Here is a 22,385-nt window from a genome sequence, read left to right on the forward strand (position 1 = left end):
GTGTCATGACGAACCTTAGAAATCGATGCTGGCGGAGAGCTTGACCGTGCGCGGCGCGTTCTGGATCACGTATCCATCGTTAAACGTGCCAGACCAGGCAATACGATTGGTGACGTTTTCCACGGCGGCGCGAAAGACCACGCCTTTGCCGTAAAGACGTGTGGCATAACGCGCGCCAATGTCGTAACGCGTCCAGCCGCCGATCTGTTGTGTGTTGGCGGAGTTCACGTATTGCGCGCTGGTGCTGATCATCCGTCCCGTGAGGGTGACGCCGGGCACCCACGGCAAATCCCATTCGGTGCCGAGGTTCGCCGTCCATTTCGGCACGCCGTAGGGCGTATTGCCGTTGTAGAGATTGCCGGCGGTCTTGGTCAATTCGCCACGGGTGTAGGCCACGCCGCCCAGCACCCGCCAGCGCGGTGTGAACTCGCCGAACACATTCCATTCCACGCCACGGTTGCGTTGCTCGCCGTCGGGGTTGTAGGTGTTGGTCGCCACGTCCTTGATCATGCCGGGCTTGGTGATCTGGAAGAACGACAACGTGTTCGAGAAACTGCCCGCGTCCCACTTCACGCCGACTTCCGCTTGCTTGCTGCGATACGGGGCGAAGACCTGACCGTAGTTGGCGGCACTCACATCGGTGACCATGCCACCTTGCGTGAGACCTTCGATGTAGTTGCCGTACAACGAGACGTTCGGGCCGAACGGCTTGAGCACCAGACCGAACGCCGGCGTGATGGCGCTCTCGTCGTAGCTGGAGGTGCGCGCGCCGGTGGTGGCGGCGAAGGCCGCCGCGCGCACGCGTTGACTACGCACCCCCGCGATCACGATCACGCGGTCTTGCCACATCGATACGGTGTCCGACACGGCAAAGCTCGACAGCGTGGATTCGGCCGTCTTCGGCGCAGCGCCGGGATCTTTCGCGAGCGTCGGATTGACCGGCGCGTAGATGTTCGAGTTGTAGTTCGCGCTCGTCGTGAAGACATTGCCGCTGGTCGTGTCGAGCGAGGTGGCCGAGAGCGTCAGCTCGTGCGTGACCGGCCCCGTGCGAAATCGTGTGCGCACGCCGGCATCGAGCGAAAGGGTTTCCGTCCACCCGCGCTGGAAGTAGGTCGCGCCGGTGTAGCTGCCGTCCGGCTGGATCGGGCCGGTGCGCGTGCCCGTGATGTAGCCCGCGTAGCGATAGCTCAGTGCGCCGATGCCCGCGTAGGCCGTGACGGCGTCGGTCACGTCGACCTCGCCGCGCAACTGCACACCATTGCTCTCCAGATCGCCGTATTCGCCGCGCAGCACGTTGGTGCCTGCGCTCGGCGGTGTGACGACTTTCGTGGCGAAGGTCGCCATCCACGGACTGCCGCCCGTGTACTTCTCCGTGTCGGTATAGGCGTCCAGTCCGATGCGCACGCGATCCGTTTTCAGATCCAGCGCGACCGAGCCAAACTGACGCCGCTTCTTCTGGCCGTCGAGTGTGGTGCGGCCGTCGCGCAGCGCGCCGTTGAAGCGGATGCCGACCTCTTCGTGGTCGCCGAAGCGTCGCCCGAGATCGGCTTGCACGCCGAATTGCGAATCGGACAGGTAGTCGGCCGTGAGGCGAGCCAGCGGCGTGCTCTCGGCCTTTTTCGTCACGACATTGATGGCACCGCCGACGGCACCCGATGGCGACATGCCGTTGAGCAGGGCATTCGGCCCCTTGAGCACTTCTACGCGTTCGATGAACTCGGTCGGCACGTGACCATAGGGCGAGAGACCGAACATGCCGTTGAGCGAAACTTCATCGGCCGTCAGCGGGAAGCCGCGAATGCTGAAGTTCTCGTACATGTGGCCACTCGACGTGGTGAAGCGCACCGACGGGTCGTTATCGAGTACGTCGGCCAGCGTGGTCGACTGTTGATCCTGAATGGTTTGCGCGGTGTATGACGTGAGGTTGAACGGCACGTCCATGAAGTCCTTGTTGCCGAGCAGGCCGAGATGGCCGCCACGCGCAACTTGCCCGCCGTCATAGGCTTCGGGCAGTCCGACCGCCTGCGCCACGACGTGCGTGGTCGGCAGCAGCACACCATCGCCCGCCGTCGCCGCAGCACCGTTGCCCTGCGTCGCGGCGCGCACGGTGTAGACCCCCTGGCTGCTGCGCATTGCCTGCAACTGATACGGCGAGAGCAACTGGTACAGGGCTTGAGTGACGGTGTATTCGCCATCGAGTCCGGTGCTCTGGCGACCCTGTGTCAGCGAGGCGTCGATCACGAGTTCGATGCCCGCTGTGTTCGCAAAGCGGTTGAGCACGGCGTCGAGCGTGCCGGGCGCGATCTGCCAGGCGCGGCGCGCGTCGGGGGCGGTTTGAGACGCGGCGGAAGCCGTGGAAGCGGGGGCTGCGATGGCGGGGTGTGCGACGCCGGCAGCCGTGAGGGCGACGAGCAGCGCGACGGCAGGGCGGAGCGCGGCGGCAAGTGGTGTCGGACGCAAGGGAGCAGCTTCGGAAATCAACACGGTCGGAGTGCCTGAGAGTTCGGAAAAAGGGATGCCGGTGCCATCGTTTCGCACCGGTGCATACAGGTATTCCGAACGAGATCGGCAATCCCTCAACCGACATCGCAAAAAAAACGGCGTTTGTCGGGACATCGTCAGGCGGCGCTTGCCCCGTATACGGGGCCGCCGTCGCTGCGCGCTCCTAACGTGCTTTCACCGTGACCCAGTACCGTGTGCGGTAGACGGTCTCGACAGGTAGTCCCACGGCCAGGCTGGCCAGCGCGCGGTCGGTATCGGCGAGCGAGAATATGCCGCTGACGCGCAGATCGGCCACGGCAGCGTCGCATCGCAGAACACCTCGCCGGTAACGTGCAAGCGTGTCGACGAGGTCGCCCAGACGCATGCGCTCAACGATGAGTTGGGCTCGGGTCCAGGCTGCTGCGTTGTCGTCAAAGCCGTCTGCCGGATCGACCGTCTCGATGGCGCTCGATGAGAAGCTCGCGGCCTGACCGGCGTCAAGGCGTTGTGAGCGTGCGCCCTCGGCGGTGCGCACGAGCACGATGCCGTCGAACACGGCGACCTGCGTGCGATCGCCGCCATCGCGCACCGTGAAGCGCGTCCCGATGTCGCGGATTTCCCCTTGACGGGTTGCCACGACGAGGGGCGCACGCGAGTTGCCGTTGGCCGTCGCCGCCGAGCCTGTCTCGATACAGATGCGTCCGCGTCGAAGGACGATGCGACGCTCGCCGGGTACAAAACGCACGTCGACGGCAGAGGCGGTATCGAGCCAGAGGCGTGTCCCGTCGGCCAGTGTCAGGCTTCGAACTTCCCCGACGCCGGTGGTGTAATCGGCGGTCACCGTGTCCCAGACCGACGAGCGACGCAGCGTGTAGCCCGCGCCGGCCAGCGTGATGACGCCGCCGAAAACGCGCAGCACGCGGCGACGTCCTGCGGCGCTGACGCGTGGTGTGGCGCTCGCATTCAGTGTGTCGAAGGCGACGCGCGACGGGACCGCATCGAACTTTTGTCCGATAGCCCCAAGGCGTTGCCATGCGCGTTCGTGATCGGGATGCGCGGCACGCCAGCACTCGCAAGCGGCCACGTCCTCGGCGCTTGCCGTGTCGGACCACAACCGCGCGAGCCAAAGACTTGCACGCTCGATAACTTCCGGTGAAAGGGCACCCGCCGACAATGCGGTGTGCGAGGGCGTTTTCAAGGTCACGCGCCGCCCCCGTAGTGCACGGCGTAACATTCGCGCAGCGCCTGGGCGACGTACTTTTCGACGGACGACACCGAGACATGCATTTGCTCGGCAATCGCGCGATAGCCGAGGCCTTCGAGTTTGCAGAGCAAAAAAGCGGTGCGTGCCTTGGCCGGCAGACGTGCAAGCAGCGCGTCGATTTCGATCAGCGCTTCGAGTACTAGGGCGCGTGTTTCGGGCGACGGCACGACTGGCTCGGGCAGGGTGGCGAGGACTTCCAGATAGGCCGCCTCGATATGACGTCGGCGGAACAGGTCGATTACCAGACAGTTGGCGATGCGGGCCAGATAGCGTCGGGAGTCTTCTGCCTGCGGCGCACGGCCGGTCGAAAGCACGCGAAGGTAGGTGTCGTGCGCGAGATCGGCAGCGTCGAACGCATTGCCCAGCTTCTTGCGTAGCCAACCGCGCAGCCAGCCGTGATGATCGCTATAGAGCGCTCCCACTTCGCGCTGAAAATGACTTTCCATGATTCCCCGTGTTCGCATGACGTGCTCGCCACGGACGAGCGCCTACCGACCCTGCGGCGGTTCGCGACGGCATGGCGTCGATCTGCAAATGATAATGATTCTTATTAATTCTAAGCGCGAATCGTGGGGCGACGCAATAGGCGTGACAATCAGGCGGCTTGCGCGGGGGCCAGATCGGTCTTGAGGACCGCGAGGGCGGCTTCCGGGGTGATGTCCGAGGTATCTAGTGTGATGTCGGCTAATCGGTAGAGTGATTCGCGGGCGTCGAGCATGCGATGGATATGGTCGAGCGCCTCGTTGCGCAGGGCTTCGGTGGCAATGCGGGCGTCGTTCTGCTGCATCACGCGCTGGAAGTGGACTTCCGGCCGGGCGCGTAGCCAGACCGTGCGAAACGCGCGGAGCACGCGCTCGTAGGTGGGGGCTTCGGAGACGATGCCGCCGCCCGTCGCGAGCACGACATGCTCATGCTCGGCAATGATCCGTTCGATGCACTGTCGTTCGATGCGTCGCATGGCGGCCTGCCCATAGAGCGTAATGACCTCGCCGATGGCGATGCCCGCTTCACGCTCGACTTCCTTGTCCAGTTCGATGAAGGGTGCGCCGATGGCCTGTGCCAATTGTGGCCCGAGCGTCGATTTGCCGGCGCCGCGCAGGCCGATGAGCGCAATGCGCTGCCCGGTGCGGCGTGTGTCCGTCGCGCCTGGCACGACAATCTGGCGCCGCAGGCGAGAGAGGACTTCCGGCGGTTGTTGTCGCAGATACTCGACGAGGATCAGCAAATCGCCGTCATGGGCCGAGCGCTCGGCCACAAGCGTTTCCACGCCGACGTTCAGCGCTTGCGCCAGTTTGTGCAGAACGGCCAGCGAGACGTTGCCGGTGCCGGCCTCAACACGGGCGAGATAGGGCAGCGAGACCCCCGACTGCGCGGCGAGTTGCTTGCGCGTCATGCCGCGCTGCGCGCGCAGCGTGCGTACCTGCCGCGCCAACGACGCCAGATGCGACGACACCCCGGCTTCGGCATCGTCGGTCGAGTCGAGTGGCGGGGCGTCAGCAGGCGATTGGCTCATGGGCACGTCTGGCAGAAAGAGTGATAGCAATAAATATACTATGAGATACCGACGATGCGGCCACTCCACTGCACTGGTTCCGCATCGCATTCTCAAAATATGCATTAAATTGCTTTTTGAATCGAATCATCCCTGTTAACCCTGAACTGCATTACACAAATCACGCAACGACGAAAATATCTTATAAGATACTTTTCACGATTTGGAGCCAACGCAGACAATGACCTATCCCCATCTGTGCGTGCGCGTCGACGACGCCATCGCCTTCGTCACCCTCGACCGTGCAGACAAGCGCAACGCGCTTTGCGATGCGGCGATCGACTCGCTCGAAGCTGCCTTTCGCGATTTCGACGACAGTGTTCGCGCCGTCGTGCTGAGCGGTTCCGGAGAACACTTCTGCGCAGGACTGGACTTGTCCGAAAACAGCACGCGCGATCCCATCGATGTTCTGCGCGTCTCGCAGCGCTGGCACAAGGTGTTCCACGAGATTCAGTTCGGCAAACGCCCGGTGGTCGCCGTATTGCATGGTGCCGTGATCGGCGGCGGGCTGGAGCTGGCGCTGGCTGCCCATGTCCGTGTCATCGAGCGCAGCGCATTCTTCCAGTTGCCCGAAGGCAAGCGCGGCATCTTCGTGGGTGGCGGAGCATCGGTGCGCGTCGCCCGCATTCTCGGGCCGGACCGCATGACGGAGATGATGCTGACCGGGCGTCGCTATGACGCGGTTGACGGCGAGCGTCTCGGCCTCGGTCACTATCTGACGCAGGCGGGAGAGGGCATGGCGTTGGCGACGCAACTTGCCCGCGACACGGCGGAGAATAGCCCCTTGTCGAACTGGGCGACGATTCACGCACTGTCGCGCATCCACGACATGTCGATGGCCGACGGCCTGTTCACCGAGTCGGTGACGAGTGCGCTCATGTTGGCTACCCCCGAAGCGCGCGAGCGCATGGAACGCTTTCTGGGTCGCGCGGCACGCTAGCCGTCCGGCTCACCCCCACGGAGACGAATGTGAAATACGACAACATCGAACGGGTTGCCGTCATCGGCACCGGTGTCATCGGTGCAAGCTGGGCGGCTTATTTTCTCGCGCGTGGTTTGCGCGTGAGCGCCTGGGACCCGGCGCCCGGTGCTCGCGAGCGGTTGCGCGAAGCGGTCGATGCGCACTGGCCCACGTTGATTCGCATCGGACTATCTGCGGATGCCTCACGCGACGCGCTGACGTTCCACGACACGCTTGACGGTGCGCTCGCAGGGGCCGACTTCGTGCAGGAGAGCGGTCCCGAGCGTGAAGATCTGAAGCAGGACCTCTTTCGCAAGATGGACGGTGCGCTGCCGCCGTCCGTCGTGATCGCGTCGAGTTCGTCGGGGTTGTTGATGAGTCGCGTGCAGTCGGTGTGTGCGCATCCCGAGCGTGTCGTGCTCGGGCATCCGTTCAACCCACCGCATCTGATTCCGTTGGTCGAAGTCATCGGCGGCGAGCAATCGTCGCCAGCGGCCATCGATACGGCGATGCAGTTCTATCGCGCCATCGGCAAGCGTCCGATTCACGTGAAGAAAGAGGTCAAGGGCCATATCGCCAACCGACTGCAAGCCGCGCTTTGGCGCGAGGCGATGCATCTCGTCGATACCGGTGTGGCGTCCGTCGCCGATATCGACGACGCGATCGCTTACGGTCCGGGTTTGCGCTGGGCTGCACTGGGGCCATTTCTCAATCTGCATTTGTCGGGAGGCGCAGGTGGGATCGCACATCTGCTGGAGCATCTTGGGCCGCCCATCGAGTCGTGGTGGGCAGACCTCGGCGAGCCCGTGCTGACGGACGACCTGAAGGCACGCATCACTGCCGGCGTCGACGCCGAACTCGCCGGGCGAGGGAACGCACGACTCGAGGCGCAGCGCGACGCCGTGATCCTCGGCATTCTCGCGAGCAAGCCTTAAGCGCGATCGGCGACACCTGCGTCAATAGCGGGTCCGCCCGCAGCATCCATGGAATCCCCCGATCCGGCGGATGGGGGGCGTGAATTCAACGGTTGAAGGAGACAGGTATGAGCAAACCGAAAGTCATCGTCACTATCGCCCCGACGGGCGGCATGGCGTACAAATCACAGAACCCCCATCTGCCCACCCAGCCCGACGAGATCGCGCGCGACGTCTACGACTGCTACAACGCGGGCGCAAGTGTGGTGGCGATCCACGCACGCCGCCCGGACGACGGCGCCACATGTGACCCGGCGATCTATCGCGACATCAACCGTCGCATTCGAGATAAGTGCGACATCGTCATCAACAATTCCACGGGCGGCGGCGTACACGGCGAGATGATCGGTCAGGCCGAGAACGGATACTGGGAAATTCTCTGGGAAGAGCGCCTGAAGGGCATGGATGCCGGTGCGGAGATGTGCACGCTCGATGCCACGACGATCATCGCGAGCTTCGGGGGCAAGGAGATCCTCATGCATACGTCACCGGAGCGCTCGAAGCATCTCGCCGTCGAGATGAAGAAGCGTGGCATCAAGCCGGAATGGGAGGTCTTCAGTCCCACGCACATCGTCCAGGACCTGGCCACGCTGACGGCCGCCGGTTTCGACGACGAGCCGTTCTTCGTGAACCTCGTGCTCGGCGTGCATCGCGGGTTTCAGAACGCCATGCCGTACACGCCGCGCGTGTTGCAGTCGATGGTCGATCTGCTGCCCAAGGGAAGCATCTTCTGTGTGAGCGGTATCGGCCCGGCGCAACTGCCGTCGGCCATGAATTCACTGCTGTTGGGCGGGCACGTGCGCGTCGGTCTCGAGGACAACCTGTATTACGAGCAGGGCGTGCTGGCAACGAACCAGCAACTGACCGAGCGCGTCGTGCGCCTCGTGCGCGAGATGGGCTACGAGCCGGCCACGCCCGCCGAAGCGCGCGACATCATGGGGTTGCCTCGCAACCGCGAAGTCCTGCCGGAGTTCGCCGTGCGTTGATCGTTGGTCGTGCGTCGCAAGCTGTCTGGCCCCAAAAAATGAAAAGACAAGGAGACATGTCACATGGCGGCAAACAGATTCACACGTGGTATTGCATTCTCTGGCGCGAGACTTCGTGCGCTGTCCCTGTGCCTGGCGGCGCTGTGTGCGGTCACGCAGGCGGGCGCACAACCGGCGGGCGTCGCCATCGGCGTCACGCTCTCCACAACAGGCCCGGGCGCGTCGCTGGGGATTCCGGAGAAACAGGCCATTGGCATGCTCCCGCCGACGCTCGGCGGACTCCCTGCACGCTACATTCTGCTCGACGATGCCACCGACCCGACCACGGCGACCAAGAACGCCCGCCGGTTGGCCACGGAGGATAAGGTCGACGCCATCATCGGATCGTCGACCACGCCGGCATGTCTGGCCGTCGCGGCGGTCGCCGCCGATACGCGCACGCCACAACTGGGCCTGTGTCCGTTCGTACCGAGCGCGACGCAGATGCGCTACGTGTTCTCGTTGCCGCAGTCGGTTGCCGTCATGGCCGACGCGGTGCTGGACGACATGAAGGCCCACAAGGTGAAGACGCTGGGCTTCATCGGTTTCTCGGACTCTTACGGCGAGGCGTGGCTCAAGGACATTCAGGCACGGGCGGCCGCCCGGCAGATTCAGGTGGCGCCGGTTGAGCGCTATGCCCGTAACGATCAGTCCGTGACGGCGCAGGTCCTCAAGATGATGTCGGCCAATGTAGACGCCGTCATCATTGCCGCGAGCGGCACGCCGGGCGCACTGCCGATGAGCGCGTTGCGCGAGCGTGGCTACAAAGGGCGCATCTATCAGACGCACGGCGTGGCGAACAACGACTTCCTGCGGGTGGCGGGCAAGAGCGCCGAGGGGGCGATTCTGCCGGTGGGCAACATTCTGGTGGCAGAACAACTGAGCGCGAATCACCCGGGCAAAGCGGTTGCCACTGACTTCGTCAAGCGCTACGAGGCGCAATACGGTGCCGGTTCGCGCAACCTGTTCGCCGGGTATGCGTATGACGCCTATCTGGTGCTCGATCGCGCTGTTGCCGTGGCGGCGAAACAGGCACAACCGGGCACGCAGGCGTTCCGAGATGCCTTGGTCGGCGCCATCGAGCAGACCCGTGGCCTTGCGGCAACGCACGGCATGATCAATGTCAACGCACAAGACCATTCGGCCTATGGCCAAGACGGTCGCGTGCTCGTCACGGTGAAGGGCGGCAAGTGGACGATCGACTGAGCGTAGCGGCGGCCGGCGCGCGGCGCCTGGCCAGACCGGATATCGAGCGCGAGGACCGTGCGGACGGCAGCTTCGTGATTCGCTCGCGTACCCCCTTGAGCGAGTTTGCCCGCAGTCCGGTCGATTGGCTCGTGCAATGGGCCACGCGCACGCCCGACGCCGTGTTCGTCGCAGAGCGCTGGCAGGCAGGCGAGGGGACTTCGGCGACCGACCTCTGGCGGCGGATTACCTACCGCGAGGCGCTCACGATGGCGCGCGGCGTCGGTCAGGCGTTGCTCGATCTCGCGGTGCCCCGCGAGCGGCCGGTGGTGATCCTCTCGGACAACAGCGTGAACCATGCGTTGCTCGTGCTTGGCGCGATGATGGCGGGGCGTCAGACGGCGATCGTGTCGTCCGCGTACTCGCGCGTCGCGAAGGACATGAGCAAGCTGCACGGCATTCTCGCGCGGCTCGATCCGGCGCTGGTGTACGTGGAGGATGGCGAGCACTATGCGGGTGCGCTCGCCGATGCACCGATCCGCTGCCCGATTGTCGCGACCCGTCATGCGCGGCCGGACTGGCTACGCTTCACTGCGCTAGCGGCCACGCCCGCATCGAGTGCACTCGATGACGCCTTTGCGCAGGTGCGTCCGGAAGACACGGCCAAGCTGTTGCTGACGTCCGGCTCGACCGGGAAACCCAAGATCGTCGTCAACACGCACCGCATGTTGGCGGCGAACCAGCAGATGATTGCGCAATGCTGGCATTTCATCGACGAGGCCGCGCCGGTGGTGGTGGACTGGCTGCCGTGGAGTCACACCTTCGGCGCCAATCACAACTTCCACATGGCGCTGCGCAACGGCGGTGCCTTTTACGTGGACGATGGCCGTCCGGTGCCGGAGTTGATCGGCCGATCGGTCGATAATCTGCGCGACGTTTCGCCCACGTTGCATTTCAACGTACCCAAGGGATTCGAGGCGCTGGCCCCGTTTCTGGAGGAGGACGATGCGTTCGCCGCACGCTTCTTCGGCCGTCTTCAGGTGCTGTTTTACGCGGCCGCCAGCCTGCCGCCGGCCGTGTGGCAGCGCTTCGAGCGAATAGCATCGCGGCACTGCGACACGCTGCCGTTCTTCACCTCGGCGTGGGGAGCGACGGAGACGTCCCCGCTCATCACCAGCGTGCATTTTCCGATTCCGGGCGCCGGCAATATCGGTGTGCCGGCGCCGGGCAACGAACTCAAGTTCGTGCCCAATGGCGACAAGCTGGAAATGCGCGTGCGGGGGCCGTCGGTATTTCATCGCTATGTAGACGATCCGGACGCCACAGCCAACGCGTTCGACGATGAGGGGTTTTACCGCACCGGCGATGCGGGCCGATTGTCCGATCCGGAAGATCCCGGCGCGGGGGTGATTTTCGACGGCCGCGTGTCGGAGGATTTCAAACTCACGAGCGGCACGTGGGTATCGGTCGGTGCGTTGCGCTTGCGTGCCGTGACCGCGCTGGCGCCCTACGCGTCGGATGTCGTGATCGCAGGGCACGACCGCGACGAGATCGGGCTGCTGATCTTCCCGAGTCCGGCCATGAGAGCGAAGGTGGCGCACGCGGCCCAGACGCCTCACGCGGGCAAGGCCATGGCAATGCATGACGAGGTGCGTGCCTGGATCGCGCAGGCGCTCGCACAGCTGGCGCAAGACGCCGGCAGTTCGCAGCGTGCCGCACGCGCCGCCGTTCTGGCGTCGCCACCATCGCTTGAGCAGGGGGAGATCACCGACAAGGGCTACGTCAATCAACGCGCCGTGCTGAGCTTGCGCGAGGAAGACGTTGCACGGCTTTACTCGGATTGCCCATCGGTCATCCGTTTGCCGTTGCCGTGAGTCGCGCCGCAGCAATCGGAAGGTTGGGGGAAGGGAAAGCGACAGCGCGCCAGTAGCGAGTAACCGCCGCTGGCGCGCGAAGTCGTTTGGAACGCTTGGATCAGGCGAGCGCTTCGCCGTGACTTTCCGGCAGGAAGAAGTAGACGATGATCGCGGCGAGCAGGAAGAAGCCGGCGGTCGCCCCCAGGGCCGCGCTGACGTTCTCGCCGCGCGACAGCAAACCGACGGCCGCCGGCGCGAGGGCACTGGCGGCGCGTCCCGTGTTGTAGATGAAGCCCTGCGCGGTGGCACGCACCTGCGTGGGGAACATTTCGGCGAACGTCGGGGCGAAACCGCTATAGAAGCCTGTGCCGAAGAACGCCACGACGGGCCCGAATACGAGCAGCAGCATCGGTTCGCGAATCGCGACGTAAAGCGGTACCGTCACTGCCGACACGATGAAGAAGAGCAGAAACGATTTGCGGCAGCCGATGCGATCGGCGATGTAGCCGAAGCACACGAAGCCTGCGGCGGCGCCGATCTGCATGATGACGATCCACGTGGTGGAGCGCAGCAGATCGAACCCCGGGCCGCCTTGATCGACCGGCGTGGCGAGGTACGCCGGAATCCACGTGAACAGTCCCCAATAGCCGCACATGGCTGCCGCCGTGAAGGCAAGCCCGACGGTCGTATTGCGTGCATACGGCCCGAACAGCATGGCAAGCGTCTGACCCAGCGTCAGGCGAACGCGTTGCTCGCGCCAGATCGCAGGTTCTTCGACATGGCGACGCACCCAGAACGCGAGCACCGTCGGCAGCAGCCCGAAGGCAAACACCCAGCGCCAGCCGAAGTACGGCAGGATCACGGCCGCCACGATAGCGGCGACCGCGTAGCCCACGGCAAACGCGCTTTGCACCCATGCCATCACCTTTGCACGATGCTCGGCAGGCCACGTCTCGGTGATGAGCGCCGCGCCGGCCGACCATTCGCCGCCAATGCCCAACCCGAGCAGAAAGCGGAACACGAGAAGTTGTGTGACCGAATCGGCGAAGCCACACAGTGCCGTGCCGATGGAGTAACAGAGGATCGAGAGGATCATCGACCGGGTGCGGCCGATACGGTCGGCGAGGAAGCCGAAGAACAATCCACCGAACGCCGTCGCGAGCAGCGTCAGCGAGGCAATCATGCCGGCCACGCCCTTGTCGAAATGCAGATCGACGCTGATGTAGCGAATCACCATCGCAAACAACATCAGATCCATGATGTCGAGCATCCAGCCGATGTAAGCCGAACCAAATGCCCGCCATTGCGCAGGACTCGCGCCGCGATACCACGGCCGACGTGCTGCACCCGCCGCGCTCAGGGCGGTCGTGCCAGTGTCCATTCTTGTCTCCTTCATGGAACCCATCCTAATGTCATGCCTCATGTATCGACTATCGATACACATGGGAATGATTTCGTTTGAATGGTAACAGCACAGTGCGAAGCCGTGTGTCGTGGTAAACCATAAATGGTGCTTTGCGTATCGATGATCGATACTTCGTGTCAGCGTTGTCTCGACAGTCGGGGCAATCGGCTGGTTACAGGAGATCGAGAAGTGAAGCCGTTCCAATTGCGTTTGTACGAAGATGTCATCGCGCCGAACCATGCGCCCATCTATCTGGCGGCCGCGCGTCGCGCGATCTATGTCGTGCGCGGCGACGTGGCCATCGAGTTCGAGACGGGCGCGCAGCATCACCCGGCACAGAGTGCGTGGCTGGGTGAGGACGACGTGGCCTTGATCGCGGGTAGCGAGGGCGCCACGTTGTGGCGTTGGGAACTGATGTCTGGCGAGGCGCCGTCCGCGGGAGAGATGACGTCGGCACCGGGGGCGTCCTCGACACTCAAACTCGCGGCGCCGATTGAGCTGGACCCGCGCCAACGCTGGCTCATGCGTTGCGACAAGGTACAATTCCCCCCCGGCGGCGTGGCGCATACGCACGTGCATCAAGGGCCCGGCGTGAGGTGCACGCTCGAGGGCGAGATCACGATCGAAACGCTCGGCGCGTCGCACACCCACGGGCCGGGACAGGCCTGGCTCGAACTCGGCCACGCACCGGTGCTCGCACCCACGACCGAGGCGCGCGACACGACATTCATCCGCTGCTTCATCCTGCCGCGGGCATGTCGCAATCGCAGCTCGATCCGGTACGTGAATCCCGAGGACACGAACAAGAACAAGCCGCAGCGCTACCACGTGTTCGGCGAGCGTTTCATTTCGCTCGACGCGCAATAGGCAGAGCGCCGCGGCAGCGATAAAGGACACGCAGTGAAACGATCGAAGGACACCCCGAACGACGTCATCCGCAGCACGCATATCGCGACTGGCGAACGAGGCGAGCAGGGCGGCGATGAGCTCAACACGTCGTCGACTTCGGTCATTTCTCTGCGCATTCTGGAGCTGCTGGCCGAGCGTAATGCCGAGTGCGGCGTGACACATCTGGCCGAGGCGCTCGGTGTGCCGAAGGCGCGTGTGCATCGTCATCTGACGGCGCTGCGTCAGGAAGGCTATGTCGTGCAGAACCCGCGCACCAGCCGATATCGCATCGGCTGGCGTCTCTTCCTGCTGGGACAGAAGCTGGTCAAACAGTTCGATGTGGTGAGTCTGGCGCGCCCCGTGATGGAGGAGTTGCGCGATGCCGTCGGTCAGACCATCGTCATCAGCTCGTTCACGGAAACCGACGTGGTCGTGCTCGACGTCATGCGTGGGCGCAGTCCGCTGGAGATCCTGCTGCATCCGGGCACGCAATTCAAATTGCATAGCGTGGCGCAAGGCAAGATCGCGTTGGCGTTCGGTGCACCTGAGCGTCGGGAGGCCGTGCTCGCCGGTCCGCTCGATGCCTGCACGCCGCATACGATCACCGACGCGATGCGTCTCTCGCATGAACTCGCGCTGGTGCGGGAGCGCGGCTGGGCCGATGCGCCCGAAGAAGTGTTCCTCGGCGTGAATGCGCTGGCGGCCCCCATTGTGCAGGACGACGGCACGCTGTTCGGCACGCTCGCCATCGTCGGCTCGATTCATTACCTGCCGGCGCACCCGAACCCGCAAACCGTGGCGGCACTCACCGACGCGGCCCGTCGCATTTCCCGCCTGTTGGGCGGTGGCCGCGCCGACTGACGCGTCACGTCACATCCGCCCTCGCTGCCGCAATGATCGTCAGACGGACGAGGAGACAACCCCTTTCGCGCCCGGCTTGCCCGGGACGCAGCCGAGCCCGTCGAGCGTGGCACGCACGGCGACATCGAGCGGGGTATGCGGTTCTTGTCCGAGCGCCGCGACAAGTCGCGTGTTATCCATGCGCACCGGCTGTTGCCACAGGTAGCGCATCTCGCGCAATTCGCGCAGCGTCGTGACGAAAGGCGACGCCACCCACGTGAGCCACCAGGGAAAGCGACGCGTCTTGACCGTCACGCCGTAGGGGGCCATCACTCGCGCGATCGCACCAGCCATCTGCGTGCCGTCGGCATCCCAGTGACCGGCCATGTGGAAGTTGGAGAAGGCATCGAGCGTGCGGCGGCGCTCGATGAGCAGAACCATCGAGCGTGCGACGTCGGGCAGGTACGACCATTCGTGTCCGACGCCGGGTGCGTTCGGTATCTGGACGACGCTCGCCGGGCGGCCCGGCTTAACGAGTCCCTGGGCGAACCAGCTATTGCGTGTGCGGGGACCAAAGAAGTCGCCCGCTCGCACAATGATCGTCTGTACGCCATTGCGGCTTGCATCGCGCAGGCGGCCTTCCATCGTCGCGCGAATTCGGCCTTTGCGGGTGAGCGGCCGTTGCGGGTCATCTTCGCGCAACACGGGGAACGTTGCCGGTCCATAGTTGTAGACCGTGCCGGGCAGCACGATGGTGGCGCCATGCCGTGTGGCAGCGGCAATCGTGTTGTCGAGCATGGGCAGCACCTGGATATCCCAATGGCGATAGCCGGGCGGATTGACGGCGTGGACGATCACATCGCAGTCTCGCGCTGCGGACAACACATCGTCGGCATGCATGGCGTCACCGTCGATCCACTCGATCCCGACGTCGGGCGTGTCGGTGCTTGGCGCACCGCCGCGACGCATGGCGCGCACACGCCACCCCGCCGTCAGCAATTGCCGTGCGACTTCGCCGCCGATGCCGCCCGTTGCGCCGAGCACCAGCGCGCGAGTCTCAGGGTTGCGGGATGCTTGGGTCATGGTGTGGCTCCTTAATGTCTGTCGATGACGCCATTCTCCGCGCGAGATGATTCAAATAAAATTACCTAAAATCATCTATCGGCTATACATTTTTGTATGACAAAAAATTTGAGCTGGGATCTCTACCGGACGTTTCTCTCGGTGCTGACCGAGGGATCGTTGTCGGGCGCGGCACGGGCCCTGGACATCACGCAACCCACGGCCGGACGCCATATTGCGGCGCTGGAGACGGCGCTGGGACAAACGCTTTTCACGCGATCGCAAACGGGTTTGCTGCCAACGGATGCCGCGCAGTCGCTGCGAGCTCACGCGCTGGCCATGCAGCACACGGCGCTCGCTTTCGAGCGAGCGGCGGCGAGTCATGGCGATGGAGTGAACGGTGTCGTGCGCATTTCGGCGAGCGAGGTAGTCGGCGTGGAGGTGTTGCCACCGATTCTGAGTGCGCTACGGCGCGCGCATCCGCAGCTGATCCTCGAACTGGTGCCGACGAATCGCATACAGGATCTGCTGCATCGCGAGGTCGACATTGCCGTGCGGATGGCGCCGCCACAGCAAGACGCACTGATTGCGCGTCGCATGGGGAGCATCGACATTGGCCTGCATGCGCGAGAGGACTATCTGGCACGTTACGGGGTACCGACGTCGATGGCCGATCTGGCCAATCATGCGCTGATCGGTTTCGACCAGATGACGCCGTTTCTTCGGGAAGCGACACGCAACGCGCCACTATGGTCGCGCGATGCCTTCGCGTTTCGCGCCGATAGCGATCTGGCGCAACTGGCGATGATTCGCGCGGGTTACGGCATCGGGGGATGTCAGGTGCCACTGGCGCGACGCGATCCCCGGCTCGTGCGTGTCTTGCCGTCAGCCTTCCGGTTCAGGCTGCCCACATGGGTCACGATGCATGAAGACCTGCGTCAGAGTGCGCGTTGCAAGGCGGTGTTCGACGCACTCGTGGCCGGATTGTCCACCTACATGGCCGGATAAGACGGCGCTCACACAAATGGCGGGTGTCTGTGATGAAATTTCATGATATACAATATATCAATAATATCAACGATCACGAGACAATCATCGCGCCATGTTCGACCCTTCCTTGTTCGGACGCATGCCACCGGACGTCATCGCGTCCGCGTCGGCTTCTGCCTCAGCCACTCCGTCATCGTCGCTGCTTCCCGGGCGTCATTCGCTGGGATTGAGCGAGACCCGCGACGCGGTGCTGTATGTGCCGGCTGACCTGCCGACGGACAAGCCCGTCCCGCTGTTCGTCATGTTTCATGGCGCGGGTGGGTTTCCGGAGAAGGTGTTGCCGTTCATCGAGCCGCATGCGCAACGGCACAAGTTTCTCGTGCTCGCCCCGCACTCGACCTTTCCGACCTGGGACATCGTGATCGGCGGCAACGGCCCCGATCTGGAGCGATTGCAGCTTGCGCTGGGCAGTGTGGCGGCGCGCTATCGTATCGACGCGGGGCGTGTGGCGTTTGCGGGCTTCTCCGATGGCGCGAGCTACGCGTTGTCGATCGGTGTGACGAACGGCGACATTGCGAGCCACGTCATTGCCTTCTCGGGCGGCTTCATGTCGGTATTCGTGCAAGAAGGGCAACCGCGGATATTCATCGCTCACGGGCTCATCGACGAACAACTGCCCATTGCGACCAGCGGCCGCCAGAACGCCACCAAGCTCAAGGCGGCGGGGTACGACGTGCAGTACGTCGAGTTCGACGGCCTGCACATCATCGAACCGGGTGTCGTGGCGCAGGCCGTCGACTTCTTCCTCGCCTGAGACGCGCTGCCGAGAGGGCAAAGCGCGTACGGGCGACATGCCATATCGCGATACGGGGAGTGCCGTTCATGGATTTCGAGATTCCAGAGTCACTGATTCATCCGCTGATGCAATTGATCGGCGCGGATTCGCCGTTAGGCAAGCAGTTGACGGCCTATGGGGTTTGCCGCGGCAACATGATGGTGTCGAGCGAATGGTTCGATGCCAAATCGCTCAACACGCTGTATGTGCTGAGCAAGACGCAGAACGAACGCGCATTGATGTTCCAGATGCTTGCGCTGGACAACGTCTACAACGCGCCGCAGGCACGCGAGATTCCCGATCTGGACAAGCTGGTGCCGGGGCTCGTGGCATATCTCGCGCGCGACGTCATCGACGGCTGGGTGTACCAGCGCCATCGCGACGGCGCATTGCTGCCGTGGCTCGTGCGCCGGCTGCGTTATGTGGAACCTGAACAGGGCTCGCCGTATGTCGTGATGGACATGCTGGCGAACACGATGCAGTCGGCGAACTCGAATCTGACGGAACAGCGCCTGCGTCGATCGGGCATGACCACATCGCTCGTGTTCACGCGCGAGGACATCGCCAACCGCACCATTCCCGAGTTGCTCGCCGAGTTCGGTTTCTACAAGGAGTGTGCGGAGTTCAAGCACGAGTACGAGCAGCATGCGCAGCGTTTCCTGCGGGTGCAGCGCGCGTTCGGCGCGCAGTTCGTGCTTCGCCGCGCGGCGTTCTCGGTCGATCCGAAGGGCGCGACGGAGTTGATCCGGGTGGTGGAGGGCGTGAGCGCGAAGTGTGTGAACGACGAAGAGCGCCTCGAACGCAATTTCGAGATGGTGTGCGATGCCGACTTCTGGCGTAAGGCGCAGATCGATCGTGCCTTCGAGACCATTCCGCTGCACTGCTATGTGCACGTATTCCATCTGGACTGGCATCGCAATCTCTGGGTGCATGTGCAGAACATGACCGAGTACGAGTACCAGCCGGGGTTGCGCGACAAGCTGGTGCTGCCGGCACATCACCACGATCTGATCGACATTCTGACGTCGAATATGGACGTGATGATGCCGGATTTCGTCCCGGGAAAATCGGGCGGTGCGACGATTCTTTGTCAGGGTGCCCCCGGACTGGGCAAGACCCTCACGGCGGAGATCTACTCGGAAGTCGTGGGCAAGCCGTTGTACCGCGTGCATTCCGGACAGTTAGGGACGACGGCGGCGTCTGTCGGTGCCACGCTCATGAGCATTCTGCGTCGCGCCATGCGCTGGAACGCGATTCTGTTGCTCGACGAAGCAGATGTCTACATCCGCCGACGCGACAACGATCTCGAACACAATGCCATCGTCGCGGAGTTCCTGCGTTCGCTGGAGTACTTCCACGGATTGTTGTTCATGACGACGAACCGGATCGGCGATGTGGACGACGCCATTCTCTCGCGCTGCATCGCGACGATTCACTACGAGATACCGTGCGCAGAGGATGCCCGGCGACTCTGGCGCATGCAGGCCGAGCAGGTGGGCGCCTATCTCGACGATGCACTGATCGACTCGCTCGCCAGCCGCTATTCGCAGGCGAGCGGTCGAGACATCAAGGAACTGATGAAGCTCGCGAGTCGCTATTGCAAGGTCAAGGACATACCTTACACGGAGGACGTGTTCAAACTCTGCGGACTCTTCCGCGGCTACGACGATTGAGAGGATCGGTAGCGGCGCAGACCCATGCGCCGCGATGCCCAGATCACGGCGATGGCCAGTGCGATGCCGGCCAGAATATCGATGAGGTAATGGCCGCCGAAAGGCAGGGCGGCGATCGTCATCGTGACATTGACGACGGCAAGGCCGACGTTCCACCCACGCAAGTGCCGCACGACATAGACGAACATCACCGCATGCGCGGCGTGCAGTGAAGGCAGGGAAATCAAGCCCTGATTGTCGTTCAGATCGATCACCCGCAAAGCGCCGTCGCGAAGCGCGGCGAACTGCGACCACTCTGAGGTGTCGTGAGGGCCGACGTACCCGAAATGGATGTGCGGATTCGATGCGGGGACTATCGCGGAGATCAGGATCGTCAACATGACGATCACGGAAAATAGCAAAAAATAGTCGGCGAGATCGTCTATCCGACGGGTACAGACGAGCAGCACCGGGATTAGGGCAACTTGCCAACCGTATAACTGATAGCAGGACCCGAGAAGATTAAATGCTTGCGCGTGGGCCTTCAGCCATTGATACGTGTGGTGCCAATGAAAGCCCAGTGAGGCATCGATTTGCACAAGGCGATCATCGACCAGGTCGAAGTGCGCGGTGATGGCCGTGTTTTGCAGGACCACAGCCGCGAGCGAGAACACCGTGAGCAGCGAAAGACAGAAGAGCGCGGCGCTGGCTTTTTCCCAGAGCCATCTCAGGGACGAGGCAGGCTGTCGCGCCAGCAAGTGAGCGAATCCAGCCATCGCTACCGTTGGCGTGAGCCAAAGTACGCGATCGAGTCCGGAGAGTGTCAGGCCCTGCGCATGCGTAGCAATGACGTCGAGCGTCAACAGGGCCACCAGCAACGCGAGCATGATGCGGAATCTTGGCTGAAGAAAGAGACGGACAAGAAGGGGCGAGGCTTTGTCGGCCACCGTGACGGCGACGTTCGATGCTTGCCTTGTGTCCGCTACGAGCGCGGCGGCCTCGTTCCCCGATGTCGTGACTGCGTCGATCTCATTCATATGAGTCTCAGCGTAGCGAATGTCCGCGTCTTTGAGCGCGAGCTTGTGTGTCGAGATCACTCACCAGTCGACCCAACGTAACCCTGAAGAGTCAAATGGTTCCCGGAATCATAGCAGGGCTTTCGATCCTTTGGCGCGGACGTTGGCGCAGTCATTGGCACCGAATTTTCCGTCCATTTTTCGAATGGCTGCTAACCAAACATTTCATTTTTCAATTCAAAACGTCCCACCCATACCGTTGCTTGGCTGACGTAGCTCCCCAGGTTGCAATCATCAGAAAAATTCATGAAACGCCGCAGCATTCCGATATGCGGGAAAACTAGAGGCGCGCGCGAGCGCCGGTCTGGCTATATTGAAGCCGGACCGGCGCTCACGTCACTGCGTGCCTCCCATCGGGTGAATGTCTCGGTGGCGAGTCTCTGACGCTGCTGCGCCGCGCCATTTCCCCGGTGGGGCGACTACCGTTCCGGCAGTCCGGCATACCGGTGGTCAGGCAAGGAGACGTAGTGGAGACGCATGGCGAACTGCACCGGGCGATATTGAACAATATCCCGGACCAGGCATGGCTCAAGGACACCGAGTCGCGCTACATCCTCGTCAACGATGCCTTCATGGCTGCTTGTGGCCGTACCGAAGCGGAAATCATCGGCAGCACCCCCGACAAGGTCTGGTCGTCCGAGTGGGGGCTGGTCTATCTCGCCACCGATCGTGCGGTCGTGACCAGCGGCGTGCGGCGTCGCTATGAAGAAAGCCGTCCCGGTGCCGATGGCGCGCCACGCTGGTTCGATACCGTCAAGATGCCCATTCGTGACGCGGCGGGGCGCATCGTCGGCACCGTCGGCATCTCGCGCGACATCAGCGACCGCAAGCGCTCCGAAATGGCGCTGCTCGACTCGCGTGCGCAATTGCGTCAACTCTCCGCCTATCTGCAAACCGTTCGCGAAGCCGAACGCACACGCCTCTCGCGCGAACTTCACGACGAACTTGGGCAATGGCTGGGCGGCTTGCGTCTGGGATTGAGCTATCTGGAGGCAAAACCCGGCGCGGCACCGGCCGATCAGTCTGCGCACATCCAGATGCTCAAGGATCTGGTCGACGAGACTATCGATGCCGTGCATCGCATTGCGGCGGACTTGCGACCGGCTGTCCTGGACGAGCTGGGTTTGCACGCCGCCCTGGAATGGCTCACCGAATCGTTTACGCAGCGCCACGGGCTGCCATGTGAACTGGTCATGCCGGAGTCGGTCACGGCCTGTCTCGACAGCGAGTGCAGTACTGCGATTTTCCGTATCGTGCAGGAGTCGCTGACCAACGCCAGCCGTCACGGTCAGCCCTCGCAGGTGCGCGTGGTGCTCGATCTGCGCGACGGTCACTGTCATGTCAGCATTGCGGATGACGGCAAGGGAATGGATACCACGCGGGCCGGACACGGACAGCGCCTCGGCCTGATGGGCATGCGCGAGCGCGCGCTGATGCTCGGCGGTGCGTTCGAGATCGAGAGCGCACCGGGGCAGGGAACGCGGGTGCTCGTGCGCATCCCGGCGCGTTCGCCAGCACACGGGCTGGCCGCCACCCCCACCGCAGACGTGACTCATCGGGAGACGTGGTGATGCGCGTGATGATTGCCGACGACCACGCCATCATTCGCGATGGCCTGAAAAAGATCATTTCGACGTCGCCCGATATGTGTGTGGTGTCGGAGGCCGTCGACGGTGCAGACGTTCTCAATCGCCTTCGCCTGATTAACGTGGACGTGCTGCTGCTCGATATGTCCATGCCGGGCAAGAGCGGCATCGCGCTCATCGCGCAAATCAAGGCGACCTATCCGGCGTTACCGGTGCTCGTGCTCAGCATGTACCGGGAGTCGCAATACGCGGTGCAGGCCATTCGCGCCGGGGCCGCCGGATATCTCACCAAGAACGCCGAGTCGGAGCAATTGATGAATGCGATCCGGCGTGTGGCACGCGGCGGCACGGTCGTCTCGCCACTGGTCGCCGACAAACTCGTGCGTCAGTTGCAGCAACCGGCCGAAGCGTTGCCGCACACCCGGTTGACCGCCCGCGAATTTCAGATCTTCCAGATGCTGGTCGAGGGCAACGGCATCAACGAGATTGCCCGTTGCCTTTCGCTCTCGGCGAAGACCGTGAGCACGCACAAGGCCAATATCCTCACCAAGATGGACATCCCGTCGACCGCAGGCCTCGTGCATTACGCTATCGAACATGGCCTGATCGTGGCAGGCACCGACGCCTGAGCCAGCTTGCCGGACACCGTGTCCGGCCATCGTTTTGCCCACCCTGTTGATTGCTGCACCGCGTCTAGGGAAATTCTTAGACGAAAACCAGCAAATCCCGATGCCCCGTTCGCGGGCGCTCTTC

At 63.3% G+C, this 22,385-nt stretch carries 19 protein-coding genes; 12 read left to right on the top strand and 7 right to left on the bottom strand.

Translation table 11 applies throughout. The annotated features are described in order from the left end of the window. Positions 1-15: 15 nt before the first annotated feature. The 4 genes from PI93_RS14840 to PI93_RS14855 form a co-directional block, all read right to left on the bottom strand. Positions 16-2,484, bottom strand: coding sequence for a TonB-dependent receptor (locus tag PI93_RS14840; RefSeq protein ID WP_236105560.1), 2,469 nt, complete (start codon positions 2,482-2,484; stop codon positions 16-18). A 181-nt stretch (positions 2,485-2,665) separates the two neighbouring features. Further along, positions 2,666-3,679, bottom strand: coding sequence for a FecR domain-containing protein (locus PI93_RS14845; RefSeq protein ID WP_236105558.1), 1,014 nt, complete (start codon positions 3,677-3,679; stop codon positions 2,666-2,668). A gap of 2 nt (positions 3,680-3,681) precedes the next feature. Next, positions 3,682-4,191 (bottom strand): sigma-70 family RNA polymerase sigma factor, encoded by a 510-nt coding sequence (locus PI93_RS14850; protein ID WP_039365826.1) that lies wholly within the window; start codon positions 4,189-4,191, stop codon positions 3,682-3,684. Between the two features lie 149 nt (positions 4,192-4,340). Further along, positions 4,341-5,258, bottom strand: a complete 918-nt coding sequence (locus PI93_RS14855; RefSeq protein WP_236105555.1) for a helix-turn-helix transcriptional regulator — start codon at positions 5,256-5,258, stop codon at positions 4,341-4,343. A gap of 220 nt (positions 5,259-5,478) precedes the next feature. Here PI93_RS14855 and PI93_RS14860 point away from each other — a divergent pair, with 220 nt between their 5' ends. The 5 genes from PI93_RS14860 to PI93_RS14880 all read left to right on the top strand — a co-directional run bounded on the left by PI93_RS14860 (position 5,479) and on the right by PI93_RS14880 (position 11,316). Then, positions 5,479-6,237 (top strand): crotonase/enoyl-CoA hydratase family protein, encoded by a 759-nt coding sequence (locus tag PI93_RS14860; RefSeq protein ID WP_039365823.1) that lies wholly within the window; start codon positions 5,479-5,481, stop codon positions 6,235-6,237. A 29-nt stretch (positions 6,238-6,266) separates the two neighbouring features. After that, positions 6,267-7,193 carry a 3-hydroxyacyl-CoA dehydrogenase NAD-binding domain-containing protein gene (locus tag PI93_RS14865; RefSeq protein WP_039365821.1) on the top strand — a complete coding sequence of 309 codons (927 nt, stop codon included), beginning with the start codon at positions 6,267-6,269 and terminating at the stop codon, positions 7,191-7,193. 107 nt (positions 7,194-7,300) lie between these two features. Beyond that, on the top strand, positions 7,301-8,218 hold the full coding sequence (locus tag PI93_RS14870) for a BKACE family enzyme (RefSeq protein ID WP_039365818.1): 918 nt from the start codon (positions 7,301-7,303) through the stop codon (positions 8,216-8,218). 63 nt (positions 8,219-8,281) lie between these two features. Next, positions 8,282-9,463, top strand: coding sequence for an ABC transporter substrate-binding protein (locus PI93_RS14875; RefSeq protein ID WP_052240374.1), 1,182 nt, complete (start codon positions 8,282-8,284; stop codon positions 9,461-9,463). Beyond that, complete coding sequence (locus tag PI93_RS14880) at positions 9,448-11,316, top strand: feruloyl-CoA synthase (protein ID WP_039365816.1); 1,869 nt, start codon at positions 9,448-9,450, stop codon at positions 11,314-11,316. The genes PI93_RS14875 and PI93_RS14880 overlap by 16 nt, the downstream gene beginning before the upstream one ends. 100 nt (positions 11,317-11,416) lie before the next feature. Here PI93_RS14880 and PI93_RS14885 read toward each other — a convergent pair whose 3' ends face one another. Beyond that, on the bottom strand, positions 11,417-12,679 hold the full coding sequence (locus tag PI93_RS14885; protein ID WP_039365814.1) for an MFS transporter: 1,263 nt from the start codon (positions 12,677-12,679) through the stop codon (positions 11,417-11,419). A gap of 213 nt (positions 12,680-12,892) precedes the next feature. On the opposite strand from PI93_RS14885, the gene PI93_RS14890 reads away from it, so the two are divergent. Both PI93_RS14890 and PI93_RS14895 read left to right on the top strand, forming a co-directional pair. Beyond that, the gene (locus PI93_RS14890) at positions 12,893-13,570 is read left to right on the top strand and encodes a cupin domain-containing protein (RefSeq protein WP_039365812.1); all 678 of its coding nucleotides are present in this window, start codon (positions 12,893-12,895) and stop codon (positions 13,568-13,570) included. 33 nt (positions 13,571-13,603) lie between these two features. After that, entirely contained in the window at positions 13,604-14,452 is an 849-nt protein-coding gene (locus tag PI93_RS14895; RefSeq protein WP_052240373.1) for an IclR family transcriptional regulator, read from the top strand. Between the two features lie 39 nt (positions 14,453-14,491). Here PI93_RS14895 and PI93_RS14900 read toward each other — a convergent pair whose 3' ends face one another. Further along, a complete protein-coding gene (locus PI93_RS14900) occupies positions 14,492-15,514 on the bottom strand; it encodes an NAD-dependent epimerase/dehydratase family protein (RefSeq protein WP_039365810.1) in 1,023 nt (340 codons plus the stop codon). Between the two features lie 96 nt (positions 15,515-15,610). On the opposite strand from PI93_RS14900, the gene PI93_RS14905 reads away from it, so the two are divergent. From PI93_RS14905 to PI93_RS14915, 3 genes are all read left to right on the top strand, one after another. After that, a complete protein-coding gene (locus PI93_RS14905; protein ID WP_039365808.1) occupies positions 15,611-16,501 on the top strand; it encodes a LysR family transcriptional regulator in 891 nt (296 codons plus the stop codon). A gap of 94 nt (positions 16,502-16,595) precedes the next feature. After that, a complete protein-coding gene (locus PI93_RS14910) occupies positions 16,596-17,297 on the top strand; it encodes an alpha/beta hydrolase (RefSeq protein ID WP_039365806.1) in 702 nt (233 codons plus the stop codon). A gap of 68 nt (positions 17,298-17,365) precedes the next feature. Beyond that, a complete protein-coding gene (locus PI93_RS14915; RefSeq protein WP_039365804.1) occupies positions 17,366-18,991 on the top strand; it encodes an AAA family ATPase in 1,626 nt (541 codons plus the stop codon). On the opposite strand, the gene PI93_RS14920 is transcribed toward PI93_RS14915, so the two are convergent. Next, complete coding sequence (locus PI93_RS14920; RefSeq protein WP_052240372.1) at positions 18,979-20,007, bottom strand: phosphatase PAP2 family protein; 1,029 nt, start codon at positions 20,005-20,007, stop codon at positions 18,979-18,981. The two genes, PI93_RS14915 and PI93_RS14920, sit on opposite strands and share 13 nt — an antisense overlap. A 506-nt stretch (positions 20,008-20,513) precedes the next feature. On the opposite strand from PI93_RS14920, the gene PI93_RS14925 reads away from it, so the two are divergent. Both PI93_RS14925 and PI93_RS14930 read left to right on the top strand, forming a co-directional pair. After that, on the top strand, positions 20,514-21,617 hold the full coding sequence (locus PI93_RS14925) for a PAS domain-containing sensor histidine kinase (protein WP_052240371.1): 1,104 nt from the start codon (positions 20,514-20,516) through the stop codon (positions 21,615-21,617). Continuing rightward, complete coding sequence (locus PI93_RS14930; RefSeq protein ID WP_039365802.1) at positions 21,614-22,261, top strand: response regulator; 648 nt, start codon at positions 21,614-21,616, stop codon at positions 22,259-22,261. Before PI93_RS14925 ends, PI93_RS14930 begins: the two co-directional genes overlap by 4 nt. Positions 22,262-22,385: the final 124 nt, after the last annotated feature.

It is taken from the genome of Pandoraea fibrosis, from assembly GCF_000807775.2.
Lineage (GTDB): Bacteria > Pseudomonadota > Gammaproteobacteria > Burkholderiales > Burkholderiaceae > Pandoraea > Pandoraea fibrosis.

Coding starts and splice junctions, on each gene's coding strand:
- PI93_RS14850 (WP_039365826.1), bottom strand. CDS start 4,191: ATGGAAAGTCATTTTCAGCGCGAAGTGGGAGCGCTCTATAGCGATCAT.
- PI93_RS14855 (WP_236105555.1), bottom strand. CDS start 5,258: ATGAGCCAATCGCCTGCTGACGCCCCGCCACTCGACTCGACCGACGAT.
- PI93_RS14860 (WP_039365823.1), top strand. CDS start 5,479: ATGACCTATCCCCATCTGTGCGTGCGCGTCGACGACGCCATCGCCTTC.
- PI93_RS14870 (WP_039365818.1), top strand. CDS start 7,301: ATGAGCAAACCGAAAGTCATCGTCACTATCGCCCCGACGGGCGGCATG.
- PI93_RS14875 (WP_052240374.1), top strand. CDS start 8,282: ATGGCGGCAAACAGATTCACACGTGGTATTGCATTCTCTGGCGCGAGA.
- PI93_RS14885 (WP_039365814.1), bottom strand. CDS start 12,679: ATGGACACTGGCACGACCGCCCTGAGCGCGGCGGGTGCAGCACGTCGG.
- PI93_RS14900 (WP_039365810.1), bottom strand. CDS start 15,514: ATGACCCAAGCATCCCGCAACCCTGAGACTCGCGCGCTGGTGCTCGGC.
- PI93_RS14905 (WP_039365808.1), top strand. CDS start 15,611: ATGACAAAAAATTTGAGCTGGGATCTCTACCGGACGTTTCTCTCGGTG.
- PI93_RS14910 (WP_039365806.1), top strand. CDS start 16,596: ATGTTCGACCCTTCCTTGTTCGGACGCATGCCACCGGACGTCATCGCG.
- PI93_RS14915 (WP_039365804.1), top strand. CDS start 17,366: ATGGATTTCGAGATTCCAGAGTCACTGATTCATCCGCTGATGCAATTG.
- PI93_RS14920 (WP_052240372.1), bottom strand. CDS start 20,007: ATGAATGAGATCGACGCAGTCACGACATCGGGGAACGAGGCCGCCGCG.